At 42.5% G+C, this 23,108-nt stretch carries 21 protein-coding genes; 9 read left to right on the top strand and 12 right to left on the bottom strand.

What is annotated here, in order from left to right; translation table 11 throughout:
• Nucleotides 1-16 precede the first annotated feature (16 nt).
• Nucleotides 17-1,426 carry a DUF4270 family protein gene (locus BLU33_RS00855; protein ID WP_091367812.1) on the bottom strand — a complete coding sequence of 470 codons (1,410 nt, stop codon included), beginning with the start codon at nt 1,424-1,426 and terminating at the stop codon, nt 17-19.
• Nucleotides 1,427-1,441: 15 nt separating this feature from the next.
• On the bottom strand, nt 1,442-2,266 hold the full coding sequence (locus BLU33_RS00850) for a glycogen/starch synthase (RefSeq protein WP_091367809.1): 825 nt from the start codon (nt 2,264-2,266) through the stop codon (nt 1,442-1,444).
• A gap of 230 nt (nt 2,267-2,496) precedes the next feature.
• Between BLU33_RS00850 and panC the strand changes: the two genes are divergently transcribed.
• Together panC and panD are read left to right on the top strand one after the other, a co-directional pair.
• Nucleotides 2,497-3,336 (top strand): pantoate--beta-alanine ligase, encoded by an 840-nt coding sequence (gene panC, locus BLU33_RS00845; protein ID WP_091367807.1) that lies wholly within the window; start codon nt 2,497-2,499, stop codon nt 3,334-3,336.
• Nucleotides 3,337-3,493: 157 nt separating this feature from the next.
• The gene (gene panD / locus BLU33_RS00840; RefSeq protein ID WP_091367805.1) at nt 3,494-3,844 is read left to right on the top strand and encodes an aspartate 1-decarboxylase; all 351 of its coding nucleotides are present in this window, start codon (nt 3,494-3,496) and stop codon (nt 3,842-3,844) included.
• A 4-nt stretch (nt 3,845-3,848) separates the two neighbouring features.
• Here panD and BLU33_RS00835 read toward each other — a convergent pair whose 3' ends face one another.
• Complete coding sequence (locus tag BLU33_RS00835; RefSeq protein ID WP_091367803.1) at nt 3,849-4,316, bottom strand: hypothetical protein; 468 nt, start codon at nt 4,314-4,316, stop codon at nt 3,849-3,851.
• A gap of 366 nt (nt 4,317-4,682) precedes the next feature.
• On the opposite strand from BLU33_RS00835, the gene BLU33_RS00830 reads away from it, so the two are divergent.
• The gene (locus tag BLU33_RS00830) at nt 4,683-6,950 is read left to right on the top strand and encodes an aconitate hydratase (RefSeq protein ID WP_091367801.1); all 2,268 of its coding nucleotides are present in this window, start codon (nt 4,683-4,685) and stop codon (nt 6,948-6,950) included.
• Nucleotides 6,951-7,187: 237 nt separating this feature from the next.
• On the opposite strand, the gene BLU33_RS00825 is transcribed toward BLU33_RS00830, so the two are convergent.
• Both BLU33_RS00825 and BLU33_RS24965 read right to left on the bottom strand, forming a co-directional pair.
• Nucleotides 7,188-7,670: a hypothetical protein gene (locus tag BLU33_RS00825; RefSeq protein WP_091367800.1), complete on the bottom strand. Its 483-nt coding sequence runs from the start codon at nt 7,668-7,670 to the stop codon at nt 7,188-7,190.
• 46 nt (nt 7,671-7,716) lie between these two features.
• Nucleotides 7,717-7,863: a hypothetical protein gene (locus tag BLU33_RS24965; RefSeq protein ID WP_157682012.1), complete on the bottom strand. Its 147-nt coding sequence runs from the start codon at nt 7,861-7,863 to the stop codon at nt 7,717-7,719.
• 290 nt (nt 7,864-8,153) lie between these two features.
• Here BLU33_RS24965 and BLU33_RS00820 point away from each other — a divergent pair, with 290 nt between their 5' ends.
• The 3 genes from BLU33_RS00820 to BLU33_RS00810 all read left to right on the top strand — a co-directional run bounded on the left by BLU33_RS00820 (nt 8,154) and on the right by BLU33_RS00810 (nt 13,676).
• Nucleotides 8,154-11,465 (top strand): vitamin B12-dependent ribonucleotide reductase, encoded by a 3,312-nt coding sequence (locus BLU33_RS00820; protein ID WP_091367798.1) that lies wholly within the window; start codon nt 8,154-8,156, stop codon nt 11,463-11,465.
• Between the two features lie 302 nt (nt 11,466-11,767).
• On the top strand, nt 11,768-12,319 hold the full coding sequence (locus BLU33_RS00815) for an REP-associated tyrosine transposase (protein WP_091367796.1): 552 nt from the start codon (nt 11,768-11,770) through the stop codon (nt 12,317-12,319).
• A gap of 169 nt (nt 12,320-12,488) precedes the next feature.
• Nucleotides 12,489-13,676, top strand: a complete 1,188-nt coding sequence (locus BLU33_RS00810; protein WP_091367793.1) for a class I SAM-dependent rRNA methyltransferase — start codon at nt 12,489-12,491, stop codon at nt 13,674-13,676.
• Nucleotides 13,677-13,750: 74 nt separating this feature from the next.
• On the opposite strand, the gene BLU33_RS00805 is transcribed toward BLU33_RS00810, so the two are convergent.
• From BLU33_RS00805 to BLU33_RS00780, 6 genes are all read right to left on the bottom strand, one after another.
• A complete protein-coding gene (locus BLU33_RS00805; protein ID WP_157682011.1) occupies nt 13,751-15,061 on the bottom strand; it encodes a hypothetical protein in 1,311 nt (436 codons plus the stop codon).
• Complete coding sequence (locus tag BLU33_RS00800; RefSeq protein WP_091367787.1) at nt 15,042-15,608, bottom strand: hypothetical protein; 567 nt, start codon at nt 15,606-15,608, stop codon at nt 15,042-15,044. The genes BLU33_RS00805 and BLU33_RS00800 overlap by 20 nt, the downstream gene beginning before the upstream one ends.
• Nucleotides 15,608-16,168, bottom strand: a complete 561-nt coding sequence (locus BLU33_RS00795) for an RNA polymerase sigma factor (protein ID WP_091367785.1) — start codon at nt 16,166-16,168, stop codon at nt 15,608-15,610. The genes BLU33_RS00800 and BLU33_RS00795 overlap by 1 nt, the downstream gene beginning before the upstream one ends.
• Before the next feature lie 405 nt (nt 16,169-16,573).
• Nucleotides 16,574-17,125 carry an AAA family ATPase gene (locus BLU33_RS00790; RefSeq protein ID WP_091367783.1) on the bottom strand — a complete coding sequence of 184 codons (552 nt, stop codon included), beginning with the start codon at nt 17,123-17,125 and terminating at the stop codon, nt 16,574-16,576.
• A 30-nt stretch (nt 17,126-17,155) separates the two neighbouring features.
• Nucleotides 17,156-19,030, bottom strand: a complete 1,875-nt coding sequence (locus tag BLU33_RS00785; RefSeq protein ID WP_091367781.1) for a M61 family metallopeptidase — start codon at nt 19,028-19,030, stop codon at nt 17,156-17,158.
• A 180-nt stretch (nt 19,031-19,210) separates the two neighbouring features.
• The gene (locus BLU33_RS00780; protein WP_091367779.1) at nt 19,211-20,329 is read right to left on the bottom strand and encodes a DUF4407 domain-containing protein; all 1,119 of its coding nucleotides are present in this window, start codon (nt 20,327-20,329) and stop codon (nt 19,211-19,213) included.
• Between the two features lie 120 nt (nt 20,330-20,449).
• Between BLU33_RS00780 and BLU33_RS00775 the strand changes: the two genes are divergently transcribed.
• From BLU33_RS00775 to BLU33_RS00765, 3 genes are read left to right on the top strand one after another with little or no spacing between them, the layout of a single operon-like run.
• Entirely contained in the window at nt 20,450-20,764 is a 315-nt protein-coding gene (locus BLU33_RS00775) for a rhodanese-like domain-containing protein (RefSeq protein ID WP_091367777.1), read from the top strand.
• Nucleotides 20,765-20,767: 3 nt separating this feature from the next.
• Entirely contained in the window at nt 20,768-20,953 is a 186-nt protein-coding gene (locus BLU33_RS00770) for a DUF6358 family protein (protein ID WP_091367776.1), read from the top strand.
• 8 nt (nt 20,954-20,961) lie between these two features.
• Nucleotides 20,962-21,867, top strand: a complete 906-nt coding sequence (locus BLU33_RS00765) for a prohibitin family protein (RefSeq protein WP_091367774.1) — start codon at nt 20,962-20,964, stop codon at nt 21,865-21,867.
• A gap of 219 nt (nt 21,868-22,086) precedes the next feature.
• Here the strand turns inward: BLU33_RS00765 and BLU33_RS00760 are convergent, their stop codons facing one another.
• Nucleotides 22,087-23,103, bottom strand: coding sequence for a dipeptide epimerase (locus tag BLU33_RS00760; RefSeq protein WP_091380057.1), 1,017 nt, complete (start codon nt 23,101-23,103; stop codon nt 22,087-22,089).
• Nucleotides 23,104-23,108 lie beyond the last annotated feature (5 nt).

Raw genomic sequence — 23,108 nt, 5'->3', positions numbered from 1 at the left:
TACCGTAATAGTTATTTTATTGTTTTGGTATTTTGGTATATATAACGTTTAGTTTTATACGGTAAGGCGATGTTTTGCTATTACCTACAGCTACTGTGCGGCCGGCGGTTTCAGGCGTGGCAGCTACATCAACTGATGTGGTATTGGTATAATCAATAGGCCCTATAAATGTTCCGTAATCAATGGTTTTTCCTGTTATCAGGTCTTGCAGATAAGAGGTAACCAGGAAATGATAATTATTGGTAGTTGCACTGTAGAAACCACCAAACAAGCCTACACTATAAGAACGCGAATCAGTTGATGTTGCATCCTCAATGGTAGTACGCTGGTGCGCTATATCATACCTGTACAAACTTAGCTTTATCTGCGGGGTAAGATAAGCCGGAATATCAGATGACGCTACCGGTGTTAAAACCAGCTCAGCCCTGTTTATAACAACATTGCTGCCTCCACCCAATGATTTAAACAGGTTCTGGATGTATGGGAAACTGATTTTTGATCGTAACCCGCCCAGGCCCTGCAAATAAATTGTAGTATCGGATGGTGTTGTATGGTTTAACGCGGCTTTAACTTGTGCCGAATAATTATGACTTATTTGCGACGCGTAAACTGATATAGGTAAGGTAACCAAACCGGTATCAATTGTAGAACCATTTATAGTGCGTTCATATATAGCTATACTGGAATATGTAGCCGGGTTCTTGATCATAAATATACCGCCGGCACCCGTAGTTTGTGTTGGGTCAATAGTTATATAAAGACCTTTAACCTGATTTTTGAAAAGGAGGTTTGTAGTTACCTGTGCTCCTGTGCCAAATAATATATTGTGTATAAAATTCACATCTATTGGCACCCTTAATTGTGGTGCAACCTTTACAAGTGTATCGGGACCGCCGCTTACAATAGTATCAACCTTAAGGGTATCATGTGTTCTGGAATAAAAAGACCGGCTGCCAAGTAAAGCACTTGAATTATAACTCCAAACTTTGGTATTATAATAAGGTTCATTGGCGCTGTATGGTCTTTCAGCCAGTTGGTAAACATTAACCTTGTATTTTGAGGTGAGCGAGTCACCATAAAAACCGGCATCATATTGCAATATCAATATGGCCGAATCAACTACGACGGTACCCGTTGGTATGGTATAAGCCGCGCTGCCGGGTAAGTTTAAATCGGTTATAAGGTTTGCAGTAGTTGTCCCCATTGCAGGATCCACAAAGTACCCCATCGGCGATTTTGAAATACCTGACGTTACAACTGAATCATCAGTAGTAGTATTGGTAAATATCGTAGCGGTATCAACTAACGAGCCCGTTAACTGACTACTTGAACCTGCAGGTAAACCAATGCTATCCTGATTTTTACAGCTATTCAAAATAAAAAGACTTATCAACAGCGTTAATAAGTCTAATCGGAAAAATTTCATATATGATCTCAAAGCTTATACAACTTGTGCTAATTCCTCATTAGCAATTTCGTCGTAAAAATTGTAATAATTTTCCAAATCTGAGGTAGAATTAAATTCCATCACCGATTTATGGCTGTTTTTAACATTATTTAACACAAGTTCGTCAATATGCTCACTGCCCAAAACTATTCCATCTGAGTATTGTATAGCACCGGCGTATAATGCCGAGTTTGTACCAGGTTTGTATGCTTCAACATGAGTTTCATTCATATCGTTCATAATTGCCTTTTGTGCAAAATCAGGACTCAGCGTCTCTTTAAAATCATTCTCATAAATAGAATAAACTATTTTAGAATTTTTAAAGGTTGGATCGTCCTTGTAAGTTGTTTTTAAATAAGCAGGGACCAATGCGCTCATCCAGCCGTGGCAATGGATAACATCAGGCGCCCAACCTAATTTCTTAACAGTTTCTAATGCACCTTTGCAAAAGAAGATCATCCTTTCATCATTGTCGGCATAAAACTTCCCGTCTTTATCGCCAAACACATGTTTACGCTGAAAATATTCTTCATTATCTAAAAAATACACCTGCATACGGGCCGCCGGAATTGAAGCAACCTTAATAATTAATGGATTATCATTATCATTAATAATGATATTCATCCCCGATAAACGTATAACTTCATGCAGACGGTTCCTGCGCTCGTTGATATTTCCAAAACGCGGCATAAGGATACGAATCTCGTAACCTTTCTCCTGCATTGCTTGCGGGAGCTGACGTGTGATTTCAGAAATTTTTGAGAGTTCTAGGAAAGGCGACATTTCATGAGTTATAAACAAAAGCTTAGATTTACCCATTTCTAAATCAGTATTAAAATATGTAAGCAGTCAAAAAAATTTGAGTTTGCAAATATAATCAATATTATATGAACTATCAACGGATTATGCAAGTAACTTTTGGTTATTTTTAATCAAATACTCATCTTCGCGCGTTTTTACGGTTCAATAGTATTAAAATCGCAACGCTAAAATGCTTAAACATTATAGTTGTACAGGTTTCATTACTGTTAAAAAAACAGCTTATAACAATGAAAATATTTACTAAAACGAAAGAGATTGAAGAATATGTGCTTCAGTTACGCCAGGCGGGTAAAACAACGGGCTTTGTAGCTACTATGGGAGCGCTTCATCAGGGCCATCTTTCGTTAATACAACAGGCACAACAAAGCAATGATGTGGTTATATGCAGCATTTTTGTTAACCCAACGCAGTTTAATGACCCCGCTGATCTTGAAAAATACCCGCGCCCTATAGCCGCTGACATCCAGAAACTGGAGCAGGCAGGGTGTGATGTTCTATTTAATCCGGATGTAAGTGAAATTTATGCTACCCATGAGCAATGGCATTTAAATATAGGCGAACTGGAACATTTACTGGAAGGAAAATTCAGGCCGGGGCATTACCAGGGTGTTACCCAGGTAGTGTATAAGCTGTTTAATATTGTAAAGCCTGATACCGCCTATTTCGGACAAAAAGATTACCAGCAGGTAATGGTGATCAGCAAAATGGTGCAATTATTAAATATGCCGGTTAAATTGGCGATGTGCCCTATACTGCGCGAGCCCGATGGCCTGGCCATGAGCTCAAGGAACATCCATTTAACTGCTGATGACCGCCTGCACTCCCTCATCCTATCAAAAACACTGAATTGGGTAAAGGACAATTTTGACAGTACTAAGATCATAGAAATAAAGGCAACAGCAGAACAGCTCATCAGCAATGAACCCGGTGTTGAGCTGGAATACCTTGAGATTGTTGATGGCGATACTTTGCACACAGCAAATCAAAACACTAAAAATATTGTTGCATTGGTAGCAGCCCGCGTGGGTAAAACCAGGCTGATCGATAATATGATAATTAGTTCATAGTTGATGGTTCATAGCATATAGTTGATGGTTCATAGTTCATAGCAAAAAAGACAAAATCCACTTGATGTAGCTGCCATGAACTATCAACGATGAACCATGAACTAAGATTTACACTACCATGAATGAACTATGAACCAAAAATATATAACTTTGCGCCATGATTATTGAGGTATTAAAATCAAAGATCCATCGTGCCCGGGTAACTCAGGCTGAACTGAATTATGTAGGCAGCATTACGATTGATGAAGATTTAATGGATGCGGCAAACATAATTGCCAATGAGAAGGTACAAATTGTAAATAATAATAATGGTGCCCGCTTTGAAACCTATGTTATAAAAGGCGAACGCGGCAGCGGCACTATATGCCTTAACGGCGCTACCGCCAGGCTTGCCCAGGTTGGCGATGTGGTGATCATCATGTCATATGGTTATATGGAAATGGATGAGGCACGCACCTACGAGCCGATAGCTATTTTCCCGGATATTGATAATAAGCTGATAAAATAACCTGCTAATTATTCGGATCTCCGCCCAGGTTTAATACCAATCTTAAATTAGTATCGGCAGCTGTATTATTGCGCAGTACATATACCATGCGCACCCTTATGCCCGGCAAGCGCACCAGCTTATCCAAAAAATCGGCGTTATCAACATCAAGTGTTATGTTGTTGCCAACATCGGCTGTTATATTGCTGCGCGATGCTACAAGTATCTCATCCTGCCCGTCGGCACCCGACATATAGATCTTGACGGAGATCATGTTGCCGATATTAAAATAAGTGGGGCCAATTGAACGTATCTTTGCTGATATAATGCGCACCTCGCCCACCTTATTGGCATTGTTACCATCTTTGGTAAAATCCTGATCAAGGCTGTTAGCCATAGCTACGCTTTCATATTGCTTACCCGGCACCGAGGTTGCTGGTATGATCAGATCAGCAGTATAAGGAAAGGTTGATTTAACAATAGTTTGCATCATAGCGCAACCTGAAAGCAACAAGGGCAAAGCAATTGATATAAGTAATAGCTTTTTTATCATAACAACTTACTGGCAGGGAATTGGCTTATTATACAAGTTTAATAGTTTTAAACAACAATTAACAGTTTATTAAAAAAGATTTATCACAAACGTAATTTTCTTTTTACCACATTAAACCCTTCCCTACATATTCGTAATCTGGCTTATCAATGGCTTACAATCTGCTATCAACTAATTTAGAACCCCTCCAAATAACAATTGTACAAAAGGCTGACTTCCTTTTCAATTCAATTTTTGTAAATTCGCCGCACAACGCCGTAGAGGGTGTTATATCTACTATTTACTTACCTAAAAAGATCAAATACCATGGCTTTTGATTTAGATATGATCAAAAAGGTTTACGATCGCTACAGCACCCGTGTGGCTGCTGCGCGCAAAGCGACCGGTAAACACTTAACTTTAACCGAAAAAATATTATACGCCCACCTTTCTGAAGGCGATGCGCAACAGGCATTTGGCCGCGGTGTTGACTATGTTGACTTTGCACCAGACCGTGTTGCCATGCAGGATGCTACAGCCCAAATGGCGCTGCTGCAATTTATGCAGGCTGGCCGACCGCAGGTTGCAGTACCTTCAACCGTACATTGCGATCACTTGATACAAGCTAAAGTTGGCGCTGATACCGATTTGCAAACTGCAAAGGATGTGAATGCCGAAGTTTATGATTTCCTGGCATCGGTTTCTGATAAATATGGTATTGGTTTCTGGAAACCGGGCGCTGGTATTATTCACCAGGTAGTGTTAGAAAACTATGCTTTCCCGGGTGGAATGATGATAGGTACCGACTCACACACACCTAACGCAGGTGGTTTGGGTATGATAGCCATTGGTGTTGGCGGTGCCGATGCTTGTGATGTTATGGCAGGCCTACCATGGGAGCTAAAATTCCCGAAATTAATCGGTGTTAAATTAACCGGTAAATTATCAGGCTGGACATCAGCTAAAGACGTAATATTAAAAGTTGCCGGTATATTAACCGTAAAAGGTGGTACAGGCGCTATTGTTGAATATTTTGGCGAAGGTGCACGTTCACTATCAGCTACCGGTAAAGGTACCATATGTAATATGGGTGCTGAAATTGGCGCAACAACTTCCATCTTCGGATATGATGAAAAAGCAGCTACTTACCTGAGTGGTACATCACGCGCTGACATTGCTGAGCTTGCTAACGCGATAAAAGAACATTTAACAGGCGACGACGAGGTTTACGCAAACCCTGAACAATATTTTGACCAGGTTATTGAAATAAATCTTTCTGAGCTTGAGCCACATGTAAATGGTCCGTTCACACCGGATCTGGCATGGCCTATCTCAAAATTCGCGACAGCTGTTAAAGAAAACAACTGGCCTGTTAAATTAGAAGTTGGTTTGATAGGTTCATGTACCAACTCATCATACGAGGATATTACCCGTTCGGCTTCAATAGCCAAACAGGCTATTGACAAACACCTGAAAACAAAGGCAGAGTTCACCATCACCCCGGGTTCAGAACTGGTACGTTATACTGTTGAGCGCGATGGTTACTTAGGTACTTTCGAGAGCATGGGTGGTGTGGTATTGGCTAATGCCTGCGGTCCGTGTATCGGCCAGTGGGCCCGTCATACTGATGATCCTACCCGCAAAAACTCTATCATCACTTCATTCAACCGTAACTTTGCAAAACGCCAGGACGGTAACCCTAACACCCACGCGTTCGTAGCATCACCAGAGATCGTAACAGCATTTGCTATTGCAGGTGACCTTACCTTTAACCCGCTTACTGATACCTTAACCAACTTAAATGGCGAACAGGTTAAGTTTGACGAACCAGTTGGTATTGAAATGCCGATAAAAGGTTACGCGGTTGAAGATGCAGGCTACCAGGCCCCAGCTGAAGACGGCAGCGCAGTTAGTGTTATTGTTGATCCAAAATCAGCACGTTTACAATTGTTGGAGCCATTCTCTGCATGGGAAGGCACTGACATCACCGGCTTAAAACTGTTGATCAAGGCTAAAGGTAAATGTACTACCGACCATATCTCAATGGCCGGTCCGTGGTTAAAGTTCCGTGGTCACCTGGATAACATATCAAACAATATGCTGATCGGTGCTATCAACTACTTTAACAATACTGCCGATAGCGTTAAAAATGAATTAACCGGCGAATACGGTCCGGTTCCTGCCACTCAGCGCGATTATAAGGCGCATGGCATAGGCTCAATTGTTGTGGGCGACGAGAACTATGGTGAAGGCTCATCACGTGAGCACGCGGCTATGGAGCCACGCCACTTAGGTGTACGTGCCATACTGGTAAAATCATTTGCCCGTATTCACGAAACCAACCTTAAAAAACAAGGCATGCTGGGCATCACTTTTGCCGACAGCAACGATTACGATAAAATACAGGAAGACGATACATTCGATATTGTTGGTTTAACCACTTTTGCCCCTGGCGAACAGTTAACCGTTGTATTGCACCATAAAGATGGCTCAACAGAATCATTTGCTGTAAACCATACTTACAATGCACAGCAAATAGAATGGTTTAAAGCCGGTGGCGCGTTGAACATTATCAGAAGGCAAATGGCTTCTTAATTGAAGTAAAGGCCAAAAGGTAAAAGCTTTAAAGCCTCTCTAAATGGAGAGGCTTTTTTTGTGACAGTTGCAAACTGTCATTATCCGGGGTTTCAGTCACAGACTGAAACCAGTAGTAATGGGGTTGAGTGAGTTTTTGTCTCTGACAAAAACTCACTCAAATAAATAAAGTATAACTGGCTTCAGTTTACAACTGAAGCCGACAGATCAGGAAAGTTTGCAACTTTCCTTTAGCTACTACTCCTCCTTTAACACTTTTGATTTGGTATAAACCCTTAGCTTGGAAACTATTTCATCATCAAAGCGCTTTATAACGGCTTCTTCCTCATCATTATCCAGCCCTGATTCCAATATCCATTTGTCGCTGCCGCGATTAACGGCGCGTATGGCAAGGCGGGTACGGGCGCTATCATCCGTCATTACCGAATCATTGATCAGCACTACATAATACAATTCCTCAGGGTTTGATTTAAAATAGAAGAACTTATCCTCGGTAAACGGGGACGCCTTTACAATTGAGCTTTTGTATTTTGCCCATGTTGCAGGTATTTTGTATTCCGGGTAATTCTTATACAAACTATCAAGGGCGCTCTCCAGTTTTGCCGTAGAGGTACTGAACCTTACCGAATCACCTATCTGCCCCATGGTTCCGCAGGCGGCCAGCATACTGCATATACATCCTATTATAATTAAAACTTTCGCCTGCTTGTGTTTTATCATATGAGCTTTAAAATAGCACCCAAGTTAATAAAAATTTATTGTGTTATTAATTCTCTTGCGGGATCACCAGGGTTGGGTACTGCATTAATAGCAATAGCTCATACCAGCCGGAAAAATAAATCCATATTTTATCATTTTCGCAAAAAAACAAGGCATGATTTAATTGCTGATAAACACCTCCTATTGGTGTCATTTATTCCATGCTAAAACCATCAATTTACTCCCTGTGGCTCTATTTTAATCCTGGTACAAAACATAATCAAAACCGGTTAAAAAACCCTCATAAAATGTGTTAATTTTAGTTTTCAACAGGGTTAAATCATTGTTAACTAGCAAAATAAAACCTTTCATAGGGATTATGCCCCATTTCCCAACAGGATGTGGAAAACTCTAAATTGAATCCTACTACTAAGAATAATAGATTTGATATAAAACCCCTAAAGGTTTTTTTACTGACTATTCACTTTATAATACATTACAGAAATGGGCAACAAAACAACAAAAAAAGCAGCCGGTCCGAGCGGTAAAGGACTCAAGGTTGGCAGGTACTTCACCAAAGAAGGCGTTAACGTTTATGACCTGTTCAAATACGAAAAACGATCGTCAGTTATCCGTAACCCTTCAGGCGATGCAGTGTTTGAAATGAATGATGTTGAAGTACCGGCTACGTGGTCACAGGTAGCTACCGATATACTTGCTCAAAAATATTTCCGTAAGGCTGGGGTTCCGCAGGCCGATGGCTCAACCGGGTCAGAAAAAAGCATTAAACAGGTTGCCCATCGCATGGCAAATTGCTGGAAAGACTGGGGCGTACGCTACGGTTATTTCGCAAGCCCTAAAGATGCCGATATTTTTTATGACGAAATAGTATACACCATTGCAGGCCAGTTAGCTGCCCCAAACTCACCGCAATGGTTCAACACCGGCTTACATACTTCTTACGGCATAACCGGAAAGCCACAGGGGCATTATTTTGTTGACCCGATAACAGAAGTACTTAGCAAATCAACCTCGGCTTATGAGCGCCCACAGCCCCATGCATGCTTTATCCTTTCGGTTGAGGATGATCTGGTAAATGAAGGCGGTATCATGGATCTTTGGGTTCGTGAGGCGCGTATATTTAAATATGGCTCTGGAGTGGGCACCAACTTCTCCAAAATACGTGGTGAAAGCGAAAAACTTTCAGGCGGTGGTTATTCATCAGGCTTAATGTCGTTCCTTAAAATAGGCGACAGGGCAGCAGGAGCCATCAAATCAGGCGGTACAACCCGCCGTGCAGCCAAAATGGTTTGCCTTGATCTTGATCACCCTGAAATTGAAGGTTTTGTAAACTGGAAAGTTGAAGAAGAGAAAAAAGTTGCCGCTCTTATCGCCGCAGGCTATTCATCTGATTATGAAGGCGAAGCTTACCGCACTGTTTCAGGTCAGAATTCAAATAACTCTGTACGTATACCAAACAGCTTTTTCCACGCGCTTAAAGAAGGCAAAACATGGGACCTGACAGGCCGTATGAATGGCAAAGTTGTAAAATCAATATCATCACAAAAATTATGGGACGATATCGCGTTTGCAGCATGGGCCTGTGCCGACCCTGGCGTACAATATGATAGCACCATCAACGAGTGGCATACCTGCCCCGAAGGTGGCCGCATCAATGCTTCAAACCCTTGCTCTGAGTATATGTTCCTTGATAATACGGCCTGTAACCTGGCCTCTATCAACCTGGCGCATTACTTCGACCCAAAAACACGTGTGTTTGATGTAAAAGGCTTTGAGCATTCATGCCGCATATGGACCATCGTACTGGAAATATCCGTATTGATGGCACAGTTCCCGTCAAAAGAAGTAGCTCAATTATCATATGACTACCGCACTTTAGGTTTAGGCTATGCCAATCTGGGTTCAGCATTAATGGTGAACGGTATCCCTTACGATAGCGATAAAGCCCGCGCAATAGGTGGCGCAATCACTGCTATCATGACCGGTACTGCATACGCTACCTCTGCCGAAATGGCCCGTGAGTTAGGCACTTTCAGCGAATACAGAAATAACAAGCAACATATGCTGCGTGTAATGCGCAATCACCGTTATGCGGCTTACAACTCAACCGAGAATTACGAAGGTCTGGAAATTCTTCCTCCGGGAATCGACCAAAAACAATGTCCGGATTACCTGCTGTCAGCCGCATGCAACGCATGGGATAAAGCAGTTGAAATGGGCGAGCAATATGGCTACCGCAATGCTCAAACCACCGTTATAGCGCCAACAGGCACTATAGGTTTGGTTATGGATTGCGATACTACCGGCATCGAACCCGATTTTGCCTTGGTTAAATTCAAAAAATTATCTGGCGGCGGTTACTTTAAGATCATCAACCAGGCTGTGCCTGAAGCTTTAAGTAACTTAGGTTACAAAGAGCATGAAGTTACCACTATAGTTAACTATGCTAAAGGTGCTGCAACCTTAAAAGGTGCTCCGCATATTAATGTAGATACCTTATTAGCAAAAGGCTTTACCCAGGATGAGTTAGAGAAACTGGATAAAGGCTTAGTTTCAGCATTCGAAATCAGCTTTGCATTCAACATCTGGAGCTTAGGCGAAGAATGCCTTAAACGCTTAGGCATTACCGCCGAGCAGTACAACGCGCCAGATTTTAACGTATTACGCTCATTAGGCTTCAGCCGCAAGCAGATAAACGAGGCTAACGAGTTCATCTGCGGTACCATGACTCTTGAAGGTGCCCCATACTTAAAGAAAGAGCATTACCCAATATTTGATTGCGCCAATAAATGCGGCGCTAAAGGCGAGCGCTATATCCACGCACATGGCCACATCAAAATGATGGCAGCAGCACAGCCTTTTCTTTCAGGCGCTATATCAAAAACCATTAACCTGCCAAATGAGGCCAAGGTTGATGAGATAAAAGACTGCTACCAACTTTCATGGGCATTAGGCTTAAAAGCTAACGCGCTTTATCGTGATGGTTGTAAACTTTCTCAGCCGTTATCAACCAAATCTGATGCTAAAGAGGAAGCAGAAGAAAAACTGGATACCGTTGAAGAGGTATTAGGCGAAGCCGCCAATGTAAAACTAAGCGACTTAACGCCAGATCAGGTATTAGAAGCTGCGATGGCTATTATGGAAAGATCGCAGGATACCGGCTTTATGCGCCAGCTATCCCGTGTGGTACAAAAGAAGAGCTTGCCATACAAACGCCGCGGTTTTACACAAAAAGCTACTATTGACGGGCAAACCGTATTCGTGCGCACAGGCGAATATGAGGATGGTACCTTAGGTGAGATATTTGTTGATATGCACAAAGAAGGTGCAACCTTCCGCTCATTGATGAACTGCTTTGCTATAGCCGTATCAGTTGGTTTACAATACGGTGTTCCGTTAGAAGAGTATGTAGAGAAATTCACCTTTACCCGCTTTGAACCGGCCGGTATGGTAATGGGACATCCGAACATAAAGAGCTCAACTTCCATCATCGACTTTATATTCCGCCTGCTGGGTTATGAATACCAGGACCGTACCGACCTGGTGCATGTAATTACCGAACAAAAAGGAGTTACCGGCAACCCGCAAATGCAGGATAGCGACATAAACACCGATGAAACCAATGTTTATGTACCTGTTAGCAGCGGATCAACCCACAAACATGCCATGGCTGTTGATTTAAGCATGGGTGTACAAAGTGATGCACCATCATGCAACGTATGCGGGCATACTACCATACGTTCAGGTACCTGTTACAAATGTTTAAACTGCGGTAACTCTATGGGTTGCAGCTAATATCTAGCCCTTTTCCCTCGATATCCAGGTCTCAACCGCCTGGATATAGTGTTCAGTTTATAAGTTAATTTAAATGTGAAGCCCTGCTGTAATGGTGGGGCTTTTTTGTGGATGACAGTTACAAACTGTCATCATCGGGGGTTTCAGTTATAAACTGAAACCAGTAGCGGGTAGGGAGTGAGTGTATTTTGTCAAAGACAAAATACACTTAAAAGAATATCACTAGCTTCAGTTTATAACTGGAGCTAACGGATCAGGAAAGTTTGCAACTTTCCTCAAAAACCATTACCTTTCTCCTACCAATGCCTTCCAAATACCGTATTCACAATAGTCAGGAAATTTACTTCGTAACATTCGCCGTAGTAGAATGGGTAGATGCTCTATCCCGACGATATTATAAGGACCTATTTTTAGAATCCTTAAAATATTGCCAGGAGAATAAAGGCTTTATTATTTATGCTTATGTAATCATGAATAATCATGTGCATTTGATCGCCTCTGCCGATGATAAGTACAATCTCTCAGATATCCTTTGTGATCTGAAAAAGTTCACGAGCAAAAAGCTGACAAAAGCAATTGAAGAAAATATTCAGGAAAGTCGTAAACGTTGGATGCTTTGGCTATTCAGGTCGAACGGGCAAAGAAATAGCAATAATGAGATTCACCAGTTTTGGCAGCAGGATAATCATCCGGTATGCCTGGATACTGCTGAAATGATCGACCAGCGATTGACCTATTTGCATAATAATCCCGTTGCTGAGGGAATAGTTGAAGAACCGGAGCATTACGTTTACAGTAGTGCAAGAGATTATGCGGGTATTAAAGGGCTGCTGGATGTGGTCTTTTTGTATTGACAGTTGCAAACTGTCTTTATCTGGGGTTTCAGTCACAGACTGAAACCCCAGATAAAGGTGATGTTTTAGGTTTGGGGTAAAACCCCAAACCTAAAACAAACCACTGGCTTAAGTTTGCAACTTAAGCTAACTGATGAAGAAAGTTTACAACTTTCTTACCTTTGCACCCATGTTTGAAGTAATTCTAAAAAAAGGCAAGGAGAAGGCTGTCCTTCAGCGCCATCCATGGGTATTTTCAGGGGCGATAGAAAAAGTGAAGGGCAAACCTGCCAATGGCGATATTGTGCGCCTGCTGAATGCCAAGGGCGATTTCATGGCCTATGGCTTTTATAACGACCAGTCACGCGTGGCCTTGCGCCTGCTGGAATGGGATGAGCATGTTATTGTGGATGATAACTGGTTCCGTAATAAAGTGGCTGTTGCCGTAGCAGGCAGGGCTGATATTTTAGCCGATGGCACTACCAATACCTGCCGGTTGATCTTCAGCGAATCAGATTATTTACCGGGATTGATAGTTGATAAATACGCCGATCATTTAGCGGTACAAGTATTAACATCTGGTATTGAAAATCTAATGCCTGTTATTATTGATGAATTGCAGCGCTTACTAAATCCAGAAAGCATTTTTGATAAAAGCGATGCTTCATCGCGCGAGCATGAAGGTCTGGAAACCGTTAACACGGCTTTGACGCTGACCAGTCCGCCGGAAAATGTGGAGGTAAGGGAAAACAACGTTATCTATAATATTAATATCGCCGAAGGCCAAAAATCTGGCTTTTACTGCGATCAGCGCGATAACCGTAAAATACTTGCATCATACACAAAAGATAAGAAAGTACTAGATTGCTTTAGCTATACAGGCGGTTTTACGCTAAACAGCCTGCAACATGGCGCGGCATCCGTTACCAGTGTGGATAGCTCGGCATTGGCTATTGAAACCTTAAAGGAGAATATTAAGCTAAACAAACTGGATGCGGCCAAACATATCGCCATACAATCTGATGTAAACAAGCAATTAAGAGTTTTCAGGGACCAGGATGAAAAGTTTGATATCATTGTGCTCGATCCGCCTAAATATGCACCATCGCGCTCCTCATTAGATAGAGCTTCACGTGCTTATAAAGACCTGAATCGCTTAGCCATGCTATTGCTTAACAGCGGTGGGCTGCTAGCCACTTATTCGTGCTCCGGCGCAATGAATATGGAAACTTTTAAGCAGGTACTGGCCTGGGCCGCGCTTGATGCCGGCAAACAGGTGCAATTCATTTACCAGTTTTGCCAGCCGGGAGATCATCCCGTTAGAGCTTCATTCCCCGAAGGTGAATATTTGAAGGGGTTGTTGTGTCGTGTTAGTTAAGTGGTTGGATTAAGTTGATTAAGTGAGTAGTTCTAATAACCATTCACTTAATCAACTACTCACCTAATCAACCCTCACTCAAACTTCACGCTTGCGTAGCTAGAGTTGATCGCTATTGTTTTTTCAGCATCACCTTTACCTATATAGCCTTTGAAGCTTTTGGTAAAGTGACCACCCTTGTCACCATCGGCAGGGGATTTACCGGTGATGGTTACATTATGCTCATTATAATTAAAATCACCATAGTGTACCGTTACATCAAAATTCGCATTCTCATCGCCGCTTAAGCCGATGCTTACACCCGTATATGACGCGTTAATTGCCAGGTTTTTTACTGTCTTCTCTAAGCCTCCAATTTTAAGGCCGCCGCCATACCTGATATTGATAGCACCCGAAGTTTTTAATTTTCCTATATCTGCACCGCTATAACTAACATCGGCCAACAATTTATCTGCTGAGCCAAGGTGAAGGCTGCCATAAGATACCTCAAGCGAGCTTGAACCTAAGTTCTCAATACTCGCGCTACCATATTTCACCCTGATAGCACTCTCATTGGTAAGCGATTTAGCGGCAAAACTGCCATAGGCGCAGTTTATAGTAACCTTTCCCTGCAAATCAGGCAATACAATAGCTCCATAACGATTATCAATGATCAACTCATTTCTGGCAGGCATGTAAACCACATAATTTATTTCCATTTTACTACTTGAATGGCTGCCACTTATCCATGATGTCCATGAACCTTTTGTTTCACCTATATTTGTTTTAAAAGATACTGTATTGCCGCTTTTATCATCGCTGATGGTTACGTTATCTAATACCTTCTGTGTCGCGTTATCATTACTTGATGATACCTTTATCTGTACATCAACCTTAATTTCATTTTTAGCCCAGGTATTTACGATAACACTTCCATAGCGGTTGTCTATCGATAACGCATCATTAGCATCAACAGGATAGGTTTTGCTGTAATTTTTAGTCAGCGGGCCATCATCATTCTTCGCTTCATTGCTGTATGATGATCCATCGCTCATGGCCTTAAATCCTGTAGTAATAGCAGGGGTTAAGCCATCGATATCAACTTTCAGATCATTAAGCGCCACCCTCGTCTGCGCATTTACCTGTGCGGTTAAGCTTTTAACCTGCGATGTAATCTTGCTAACAGTTGTTATTGTTAGTGTTTGGGTTTTAACCTTTGTAACCGGCGCAGATTGGGCCGATATAGTTGTTACAGTACCCACTGCCGGTACAGCTTGAGCCTGTGGGGCTATTGTTATAGCCGAGTCTTCTTGTATTGAAATTGTTGCCTGTGCAAAGCAGGTGCCCGCTGCAAGTAAAACTACTGCAAGCGCTGCCATTGTTGACTTAAATATCCTTAGTTTCATTTTTTTGATCTTTTTTCATTTGGTTGTATTGCTCAAGCACACTCAATTGTTGGCTAAGCACCTCTGTTTGTATCTGCAAGTTCCGGATCATTGCATGTAAAACAAGCTCCTGGTTGGGGCTGGTGGCTAAATCGCTATTCAGTTTATTATATGTTGAGTCCATTTTTGCAATCTCCCCGCTAAATTCCTTGTACAGTTGCGGGTCTGTTTTGGCAATTGCCTTTAATTCGGTACGCTTGGCTTCTACCAACGATGCATAATGCATTTGTTGTTTAGCGTATTCCGGGTTTATGGCGGCCAGGTCTACGCTTGTAGTTTTTTCGCTCCTTAGGTAAAACAGAAAGCTTACGCCCATTACCAGTATTACCGTTGCCGCTACCCGCAGCACAAAGCCTAAGGAAAATGTTTTTGCCTCGCGCTTTTTTACCATCTCAGCCTCTTGTGCAGGCAGTTCCTGTTCAATCCTGCTCCATAAGTCTACTTTTGGCTCCAGGTCGTCAAATTCTTCTCTGTTAGCTTTTATAAAATCTTCTAATCGCTTGCTCATTATGCTATCCCTCTATTTTTTAAAATCTCCATTAACTTTCTTTTCGCCCTCAAAAACTGCGTTCTCGAGGTGTTTTCTGATATATTCAATACCTGCCCTATCTCCTCATGGTCGTAACCTTCAAGCAAGTAAAGCGATAGTACAACCCGGTAACCCTCGGGCAATAATTTTATTGCCTCTTTAACCTGCTCTACCTTAAATAATATTTCCTCATCATCCTCTGCTTCTTCATCAGGTATATTTTCAATCTGGTCACCTTCAAGTTCAATCAGGTCCATCTTGCGCTTCCTTAACAAGTTTATGGCCCTATGAACCACTATCTGTTTTAGCCAAAGCCCGAAAGTGGTTTCCTGCCTAAAATCCTTTACCTTTTTAAAGGCATCCAGAAAAGCCTCCTGCAAAACATCTTCAGCATCGCCAATATTACCAACTATCCTAAAGGCAACGTTTAACATTGCCTTCGAATATAAGCGGTATAGCTCGTAGCAGGCCTTTTTACTGCCCTGCTTGCACTCAGCCACCAGGCTATAATGCTTATCTATGTATACTTCCGATTCCAAATTTTGCAGCTTTCAAATAATAAGACACAACGTTTTTACGAACGTTGCATGTAAGGTAAAGTTTATTTCGGATTTGTGAATTTCGATTTCGGAGTTTTTCCTTTCCCAATTGTCATGCTGAGGTACGAAGCATCTATTGTAAAAGCGGCAAGTGATCGCTCGGTTATTGAACGCGGACAGGTCTTCGCTATCACTCAGAATAGGAAGATATGGGATAATTAAAGCCTTTGTGTTTCTTTGTGAATCTCTTTGTGACCTTTGTGGTTAACAATCTCAAACCACAAAGGTCACAAAGATTAGGTTTTTATATAGGGCGTTGCCTGCGGCTCGCGCTGTACGCTCATACTGCACAGGCCTTAATCACAAGGCCGGTATCCGCTACCATCGCTAACGCAAGAAAATTTCTTACAATTCCGAAATTGAACTTCCGAAATCCGAAATAAAAGAATCCACCGCCTTTACCGCGTTCTCATACCTATCCTCACCGGTACCCGATATCAATACATAACGGGCATCCAAAGCATGCAGCTCCTTATACCAAACCTCCATAAAATGCTCGCGCATGTGTGGAAAATCGCGCAGCGGGTCTTCTTCCCAGGGCAGGTCGATGTTTAATAACAGATAAAGATCATAGGGGTGTTCGGGCAGTTCGTCCAATACCTCCTGCGGCGAGCGGCCAAAGGTATAGTCACTCCATATTTTTACGGTGATGAATGTGGTATCGCAAATGAGCAGGCCGTTGGCCTTAGGCAAATACTCCGCCTCTAGTGCCAGCTGACCGTAAAACATATTGATCTCATCCTGCCAGGTGCAGGGTTCGGTTAATGCTGCGCAATAATCGCGTGCAAACTCCGGTACCCAAACCGTGTTATAGTGCTTTGCCAGATATGCCGACATGGTAGATTTTCCCGTTGATTCCGGGCCTACAACGGCTATTTTCAGGATATTATCCTCCATTATCTCTTTACTAATAATATCCTGTATTAATTATTTTACTTTTGATAGCAACCAGCTGTTACGGAAATCCTGCTGATCTTTAGTCAGCGTTTTACCAGCTTTTTCAAAGGTTACCACCTCAAGATAAGGATTTTCTTCGAGCGTAATAGTTGTTTGATGATCGCCTGTACGGTTTTTATAGTCGATCACTATTTTATCGCCAATGCTTTTACCTTCAACTATGTTTTCAAAGGTTTGTTCATCTTTAACATTTTTCCCATCAGCCTTTAAAATAATGTCGCCGGCATCAAGTCCCGCTTTGTAAACAGGCGACCCCATTAAGGTGCTGCTTTGTATCAGCAATCCATCATATGAATCGCCCTTTGCAAAGCCCGCACGTCTTCTGCCATAGCGGGTTGATAGCGGCCCCGCCCATGCCTTACCGGGGTTCGACTTACGCAGTACCAGGCCCGCTTTCGCCAGCAGGGCTTCGTAATTATTTTTTTCGATACCGTATATGTATTGTTTAAAAAAGTCGGCGGCAAATTTGGGGTTATTGGTAAGCTTGCCTAATACCTTTTCAAGATCAGGAATGATATATGGCTTTTGCACCTTGCCCACTGCCAGCCATACCGCTTTCATATAATCATCAAGCGTTAGGTTAAACTCACTGCGCAAACGCAGGTCGAGCGCCAGGGCAATGGCCCCGCCATAATAGTAATAAGTGGTAAAAGTATTAATTTGGTTAACCGGATCGATAGATACGCCATTATCAGCAAAAACAGCATAACGGCTCATTTGTGTTGCAGAGTATTTAGCGGCTGCAGGCGTTTTTAATACCGCGTTCACCAATCCGCCTATAGTTTGGGTATAATCATCAACTGAGTGAAAGCCTGAGCGTACCAGCAGCAATTCGCCATAATATTGGGTAAACCCTTCGGCAAACCAAAGTTCATTGCTCATGTCGGCATGCTCAAAGTTAAATGGCTCCAATGATTTCGGGCGGATGCGTTTCACGTTCCAGCTATGAAAATACTCATGCGAGAATGTACTAAGCTCATCTATCTCATTTCCCTCAATTTTTTTATCCTCCTCAACAATACAGGTAGAGTTTCGGTGTTCCATGCCATCACCTGAATTGGTAGGGTATACATCAGTTAAAAAAGTGTATTCGCCAAAATCATAGGTGGGCAGTTCCCCAAACACTGCTTTTTCCTCCAGCACTACCTTTTGTACCATCTTACCAAAATTATCAATGGTAGCCTGACTATCATCAGAGTGAGCGGTAAGATTTATGGTTTCGGTTTTACCATCGGTATTTACAACCTGCCAACTGGTTTCTTTAAAGTTTGATAGCTCTGTTGGGCTATCCATTAAATATTGCAGGTTAGGGGCACTGTAAACATTCACACCCTCATGTTTTAATTGCGTAGCCACTTTCCAGCCGTATTTGTCCAAATCATTCAGCTCTAATGTAATAGGCCTGTCTGTTTGCCCCGGCACCCACATACATACAGCCGGCATATTTAAATGCGCGTGACTATCATCTATAGATGCATAGGTACCATCAGTCCAGTTAGCAAAAAGGGTATAGCTTATTTTTACTGTTGCCGGATGGTCCTCATTAACTTCATATACATCGCCTTCAATTTGTTTAAGCGGTATATCTGCACCGTCAACAGTGCTTCCCTTAACGTTATAAATATTTTTACCAAATTCATGTGTTGCATACCGCCCGGCTGATGAGCGGCTCATCCTAACCTTAAAAGCGCCGCTGGGGGCTTGTGGTATGGTCATCACAATTTCGGCTTCGTGGTGTACCGCGTTAGGAAATGAGATGGAGTAGAAAATCGCTTTTGGGGGTGTTTGCGCAAAAATATTGGCAACAAATAAACACAAAGTAGTTATCAGGAACAGTTTTTTCATCGAGATCAATTAGATCGCTCAAATTAACACAAATTCAGTAAAAATTTACTATCAAATTTATTACGTGGGGAATATAAAAGCGCAGGGTCCACTGCGAGAGACCCTGCGAATACATAGAAATGTGGACACACAGAAATTCACATCCTGAAAATCCAATAAATCTGTTAAATCCTGGTTCATCTAATCGTACTGATGCCGTTCAATATCATACTCCGATTGTCCTGATATCAGCCGCTTTTTCTTCTCTACATCCTTATCAAGGTGATAATCATATACACTATCTGTTACCGCAATATCGCGGTCCTTATCCTTTTCGGCAAAATGGATATTGGCTTCACTTATTTTGGCTAGTGCAACATCATATGGCCCCTTAGGCGACATCAGCTTTACAAACACCGGCAAGCATTCAAACAAAATGAATAACCAGCTGATGAATGTTTCAGCCAGATAGGTATCTAAATTACGGCTACCGTCATCATTATAGCCTAGCTGTCCGAGCGCCCAGTTACGGTCGGCAAAACCGGCAACATTCGAGAGGCTATCCAGTTGCTGATCGGAAAATAAGCGCAGGCTATTCAAACCTTCATAGTCTTTACGACGTCCCAGATAATCATCCATTTTGCCCTGGTCGTCGGTAACCGTTTTTAGTCGGTTTTCCTTTTCCTCCAGTACCGCCTGCTTTTGTTTGGCATAAGTACCATAACCGGTTATACCCGACGTTTGATTGGTTTTATCGCCAAAAACCTCCTGGTTTAACTGGTAACGCGACCGGTTAATATCCTTCTCCAGCGAATCTTTTTCTTTTTTCAGGTCTACATCTTTCCCCATCTCCATCGCGTACTTTTGGGTGTAGGTTTTCTCCAAAGTATCAATTTTACGGTGCTGGCCTTTGATGTAGGCGTTCTTTAATTTCTGGCGAATCTCCTTATCAAATATCTTCAGCTCAATGGGCCGGGAGATAACTACCCCTATCATTATCGCCAGTAAAATACGCGGCGAGGCCTGTAATATCTGCTGGTTTGTGGTACCTTCCTTGTTGATACTCGATACGATGTAGCGGTCCATGTTAAAGATGGCCGTACCCCATATCAACCCAAACAATATAGCAAACCCTACCGCAAAGGCACTGCCGCTGAATACAAAGTACATGGCATACCCACCCGAAAGTGATGCAAACAGGGCTGTAAAGAATATAGTTGCCCCAATGCCCACATACTTATTGTGTTCAATAGGGTATTTTTTCAATGTATCTATATGCGCTCCTGAACAGAACCAGAAAAAGCGTGTAACTTTTTTCATTACGTATTATTGTGTATTATTAGAAATTATAATATGAAACGCCATTAGCGAGCTATTGTTACAAAACTTAGCATTAAATATAAATGCTAAAACCTAACTTTGGTTTTTATTTACAATAACATGAAAGAAATTAGCGTACAGGAATTAAAGGAAAAAATGGATAACCATGAAGATTTTCAACTTATTGACGTAAGGGAAGATTTTGAATATGAAGTATCAAACCTGGGTGGTACATTGATACCCCTTGGCGGTATTTTAATTGAGGCTGATAAAGTGTCAAGAGATAAACCCGTTATTGTACAATGCCGCAGCGGTAAACGCAGTGCAGCGGCTATTATGCAGTTAGAGCAACTGGGATATACCAATCTTTATAATTTAACCGGCGGCATTTTAGCCTGGGCAAATGAGATTGACCCAACCATAAACGTATACTAAGCTATGTTTAAAAAAGCAATGCTTAACCTGTTTTACAATCTGAGCATTGTAGGGAGCTTGGTATTAGGGTATCTCGCGTTTGATAAAAGAAGCTTTGTGCTCATCTTCCTGGCTATTTTCGCGCTTATCTTTTTTGTTATGCAAAAGATAAAGTTGTTAAAGGCTATAAAAAACTTAAAGAAACCATAAATTACACCATGCTTATAGCAATTTTAGGTGTCATCATACTCATTGTAGGTATGGTGCTCAAACGCTCGCCCGAACCTGGCAGCCATTTCTCCGGTGTTGTTAGCATCGTGGGAGCAGTAGTTATAGTTATCGGGCTGGCGCTATCCGCGTTCAAGGTTATTGAACCTGGGGAACTGGGTGTGCAATCACTGTTTGGTAAAGTACAGGACGAAGTGCTGGAAAGCGGCCCGCACATTATAAACCCGCTGGTTAACGTAACTACCTTTGACATTCAAACCCAAAACTATACCATGAGTGCCAAAAGTAGCGAAGGGCAGGTTGAGGGAGATGATGCGATCAGGGTTTTATCGTCCGACGGGTTGGAGGTCACTATTGATCTTTCTGTACTGTATAAAGTAACACCATCACGAGCGCCTTATATTTTGCAAAACATTGGCGTGGATTATGAGAAAAAAATCGTTCGCCCTATAACCCGTACCGCTATACGTGATAATGCGGTAAACTACCAGGCCGTTGATCTATACTCCTCAAAAAGGGAAGAGTTTCAATATAAGATCAACAAAACCATCAGCGATAATTTCGTTAAAAATGGCCTGGAAGTACAGCAGATATTGGTACGCAATATAACCCTGCCCGCCAGTGTGCGCGAGAGTATTGAATCAAAGATCCAGGCTGAGCAGGATGCTCAAAAGATGCAGTTCGTACTGCAAAAGGAACGCCAGGAAGCCGACCGTAAGCGTGTAGAAGCACAGGGTATTGCCGACTACCAAAAGATCATCTCAACCGGGTTAACGGATAAACAATTGCAATATCAAACTATATTGGCGCAAAAGGATATTGCCCTATCGCCAAACACCAAGATCATTATCATGAATGGCGGCAAAAGTTCGCCGATTATTTTGAGTGATAAGTAGGGGTTAGCACGAATTGAATATTCTCCGAGCGTCATTGCGAGGAACGAAGCAATCCCCGATTAGCAGAGCCGCTCTGTATAGTTAGGGATTGCTTCGTTCCTCGCAATGACGTTTGGCTATATTTGGGGTCACACTGAGGTACTCGAAGTGTGTGGACAAAGGCCTTTACGCTTATGCTTCGAGTGCCTCAGCATGACCCGGCGCACATTAATTGGGTTATTACAGCAGCTCCAACCCTAATCCACTCTCATTCCCCAATACCCATTTCCCATCCACAAACTCCGGCAGTTTAAAAGGGTTATTACTGGTTAAAAACGGTCCGTCCAGATCGGCCCAATCACATTGCGGGGCGAGGGCGGCACCAGCGAGGGCGGCACAGCTGGTTTCGGTCATGCAGCCTATCATTACTTTTAGATCCAGCTCACGAGCCTTCAGCAGCATCTGGTGCGCCTCGTACATGCCTGCCGATTTCATGAGTTTTATGTTGATGCCATGATAAGCCCCCTTTAGCTTTTCAATATCAGCCAAACGTTGTACGGCCTCATCGGCTATGATGGGCAGCGGACTCCGTTCTGTAAGCCAGGCATTGCTGTCGGTGTCGGTTTTTAGCATGGGCTGCTCAATCAACAGCACGCCTTGTTCCTGCAGCCAGTAGGTGAGGTCGAGGCTTTTTTCAAGGTCGGTCCAGCCCTGGTTGGCATCAACGTATAGCGGCAGATCAGTTACCGAGCGGATGGTTTGGATCAGTCCCTTATCATTATCGCGCCCCAGCTTTACTTTTATCACTTTATAATCACTGGCTGCTTCCAGTACCTTTTGGCGCATTACATCCAGTGTATCAATACCGATGGTAAAGCTGGTTACGGGCATGGTGGCCGGGTTGCTGCCTAGTAATTGCCAGCAGGGTTGTTGTTTAATCTTCCCTTCCAGATCGTGCAGGGCAATATCAATTCCTGCTTTTATGGCGGTGTTGCCGGGAGCTATGCTATCGAGGTAAGCGATAATCTCCGAAAAATCAAAAGGATATTTAAACTGAGATACATCAACCTTGCTCAAAAGCGCATTAGCGGTATCATAGGTTTCGCCCATGTAGGGCACCATTGAAGCCTCGCCATAGCCGATAAAGCCCTCGTGCTTAATTTGCAGCAGCATAACCGGGGTTGAAGTACGCGAAAATTTAGCAATGGTAAAAGTGTGCTTCAGTTGCAGTTCGAAAGGTTGATAAGTCAGTTCCATGTTAT

It is taken from the genome of Mucilaginibacter mallensis (assembly GCF_900105165.1).
GTDB lineage: Bacteria > Bacteroidota > Bacteroidia > Sphingobacteriales > Sphingobacteriaceae > Mucilaginibacter > Mucilaginibacter mallensis.
Note: the sequence above shows the minus strand (reverse complement) of the source record. Positions and strands in the feature narration are given on the sequence as shown.

Bases quoted from the DNA above. Each gene is read 5' to 3' on its own strand.
- BLU33_RS00780 (WP_091367779.1), bottom strand. From the start codon at position 20,329: ATGAAAAAAGTTACACGCTTTTTCTGGTTCTGTTCAGGAGCGCATATA.
- BLU33_RS00775 (WP_091367777.1), top strand. From the start codon at position 20,450: ATGAAAGAAATTAGCGTACAGGAATTAAAGGAAAAAATGGATAACCAT.
- panC (WP_091367807.1), top strand. From the start codon at position 2,497: ATGAAAATATTTACTAAAACGAAAGAGATTGAAGAATATGTGCTTCAG.
- BLU33_RS00800 (WP_091367787.1), bottom strand. From the start codon at position 15,608: ATGAGCAAGCGATTAGAAGATTTTATAAAAGCTAACAGAGAAGAATTT.
- BLU33_RS00815 (WP_091367796.1), top strand. From the start codon at position 11,768: ATGCCTTCCAAATACCGTATTCACAATAGTCAGGAAATTTACTTCGTA.
- BLU33_RS00855 (WP_091367812.1), bottom strand. From the start codon at position 1,426: ATGAAATTTTTCCGATTAGACTTATTAACGCTGTTGATAAGTCTTTTT.
- BLU33_RS00850 (WP_091367809.1), bottom strand. From the start codon at position 2,266: ATGGGTAAATCTAAGCTTTTGTTTATAACTCATGAAATGTCGCCTTTC.
- BLU33_RS00805 (WP_157682011.1), bottom strand. From the start codon at position 15,061: ATGAAACTAAGGATATTTAAGTCAACAATGGCAGCGCTTGCAGTAGTT.
- BLU33_RS00790 (WP_091367783.1), bottom strand. From the start codon at position 17,125: ATGGAGGATAATATCCTGAAAATAGCCGTTGTAGGCCCGGAATCAACG.
- BLU33_RS00765 (WP_091367774.1), top strand. From the start codon at position 20,962: ATGCTTATAGCAATTTTAGGTGTCATCATACTCATTGTAGGTATGGTG.
- BLU33_RS00835 (WP_091367803.1), bottom strand. From the start codon at position 4,316: ATGATGCAAACTATTGTTAAATCAACCTTTCCTTATACTGCTGATCTG.
- BLU33_RS00760 (WP_091380057.1), bottom strand. From the start codon at position 23,103: ATGGAACTGACTTATCAACCTTTCGAACTGCAACTGAAGCACACTTTT.
- panD (WP_091367805.1), top strand. From the start codon at position 3,494: ATGATTATTGAGGTATTAAAATCAAAGATCCATCGTGCCCGGGTAACT.
- BLU33_RS00830 (WP_091367801.1), top strand. From the start codon at position 4,683: ATGGCTTTTGATTTAGATATGATCAAAAAGGTTTACGATCGCTACAGC.
- BLU33_RS00825 (WP_091367800.1), bottom strand. From the start codon at position 7,670: ATGATAAAACACAAGCAGGCGAAAGTTTTAATTATAATAGGATGTATA.
- BLU33_RS00785 (WP_091367781.1), bottom strand. From the start codon at position 19,030: ATGAAAAAACTGTTCCTGATAACTACTTTGTGTTTATTTGTTGCCAAT.
- BLU33_RS00810 (WP_091367793.1), top strand. From the start codon at position 12,489: ATGTTTGAAGTAATTCTAAAAAAAGGCAAGGAGAAGGCTGTCCTTCAG.
- BLU33_RS00820 (WP_091367798.1), top strand. From the start codon at position 8,154: ATGGGCAACAAAACAACAAAAAAAGCAGCCGGTCCGAGCGGTAAAGGA.
- BLU33_RS24965 (WP_157682012.1), bottom strand. From the start codon at position 7,863: ATGACACCAATAGGAGGTGTTTATCAGCAATTAAATCATGCCTTGTTT.
- BLU33_RS00770 (WP_091367776.1), top strand. From the start codon at position 20,768: ATGTTTAAAAAAGCAATGCTTAACCTGTTTTACAATCTGAGCATTGTA.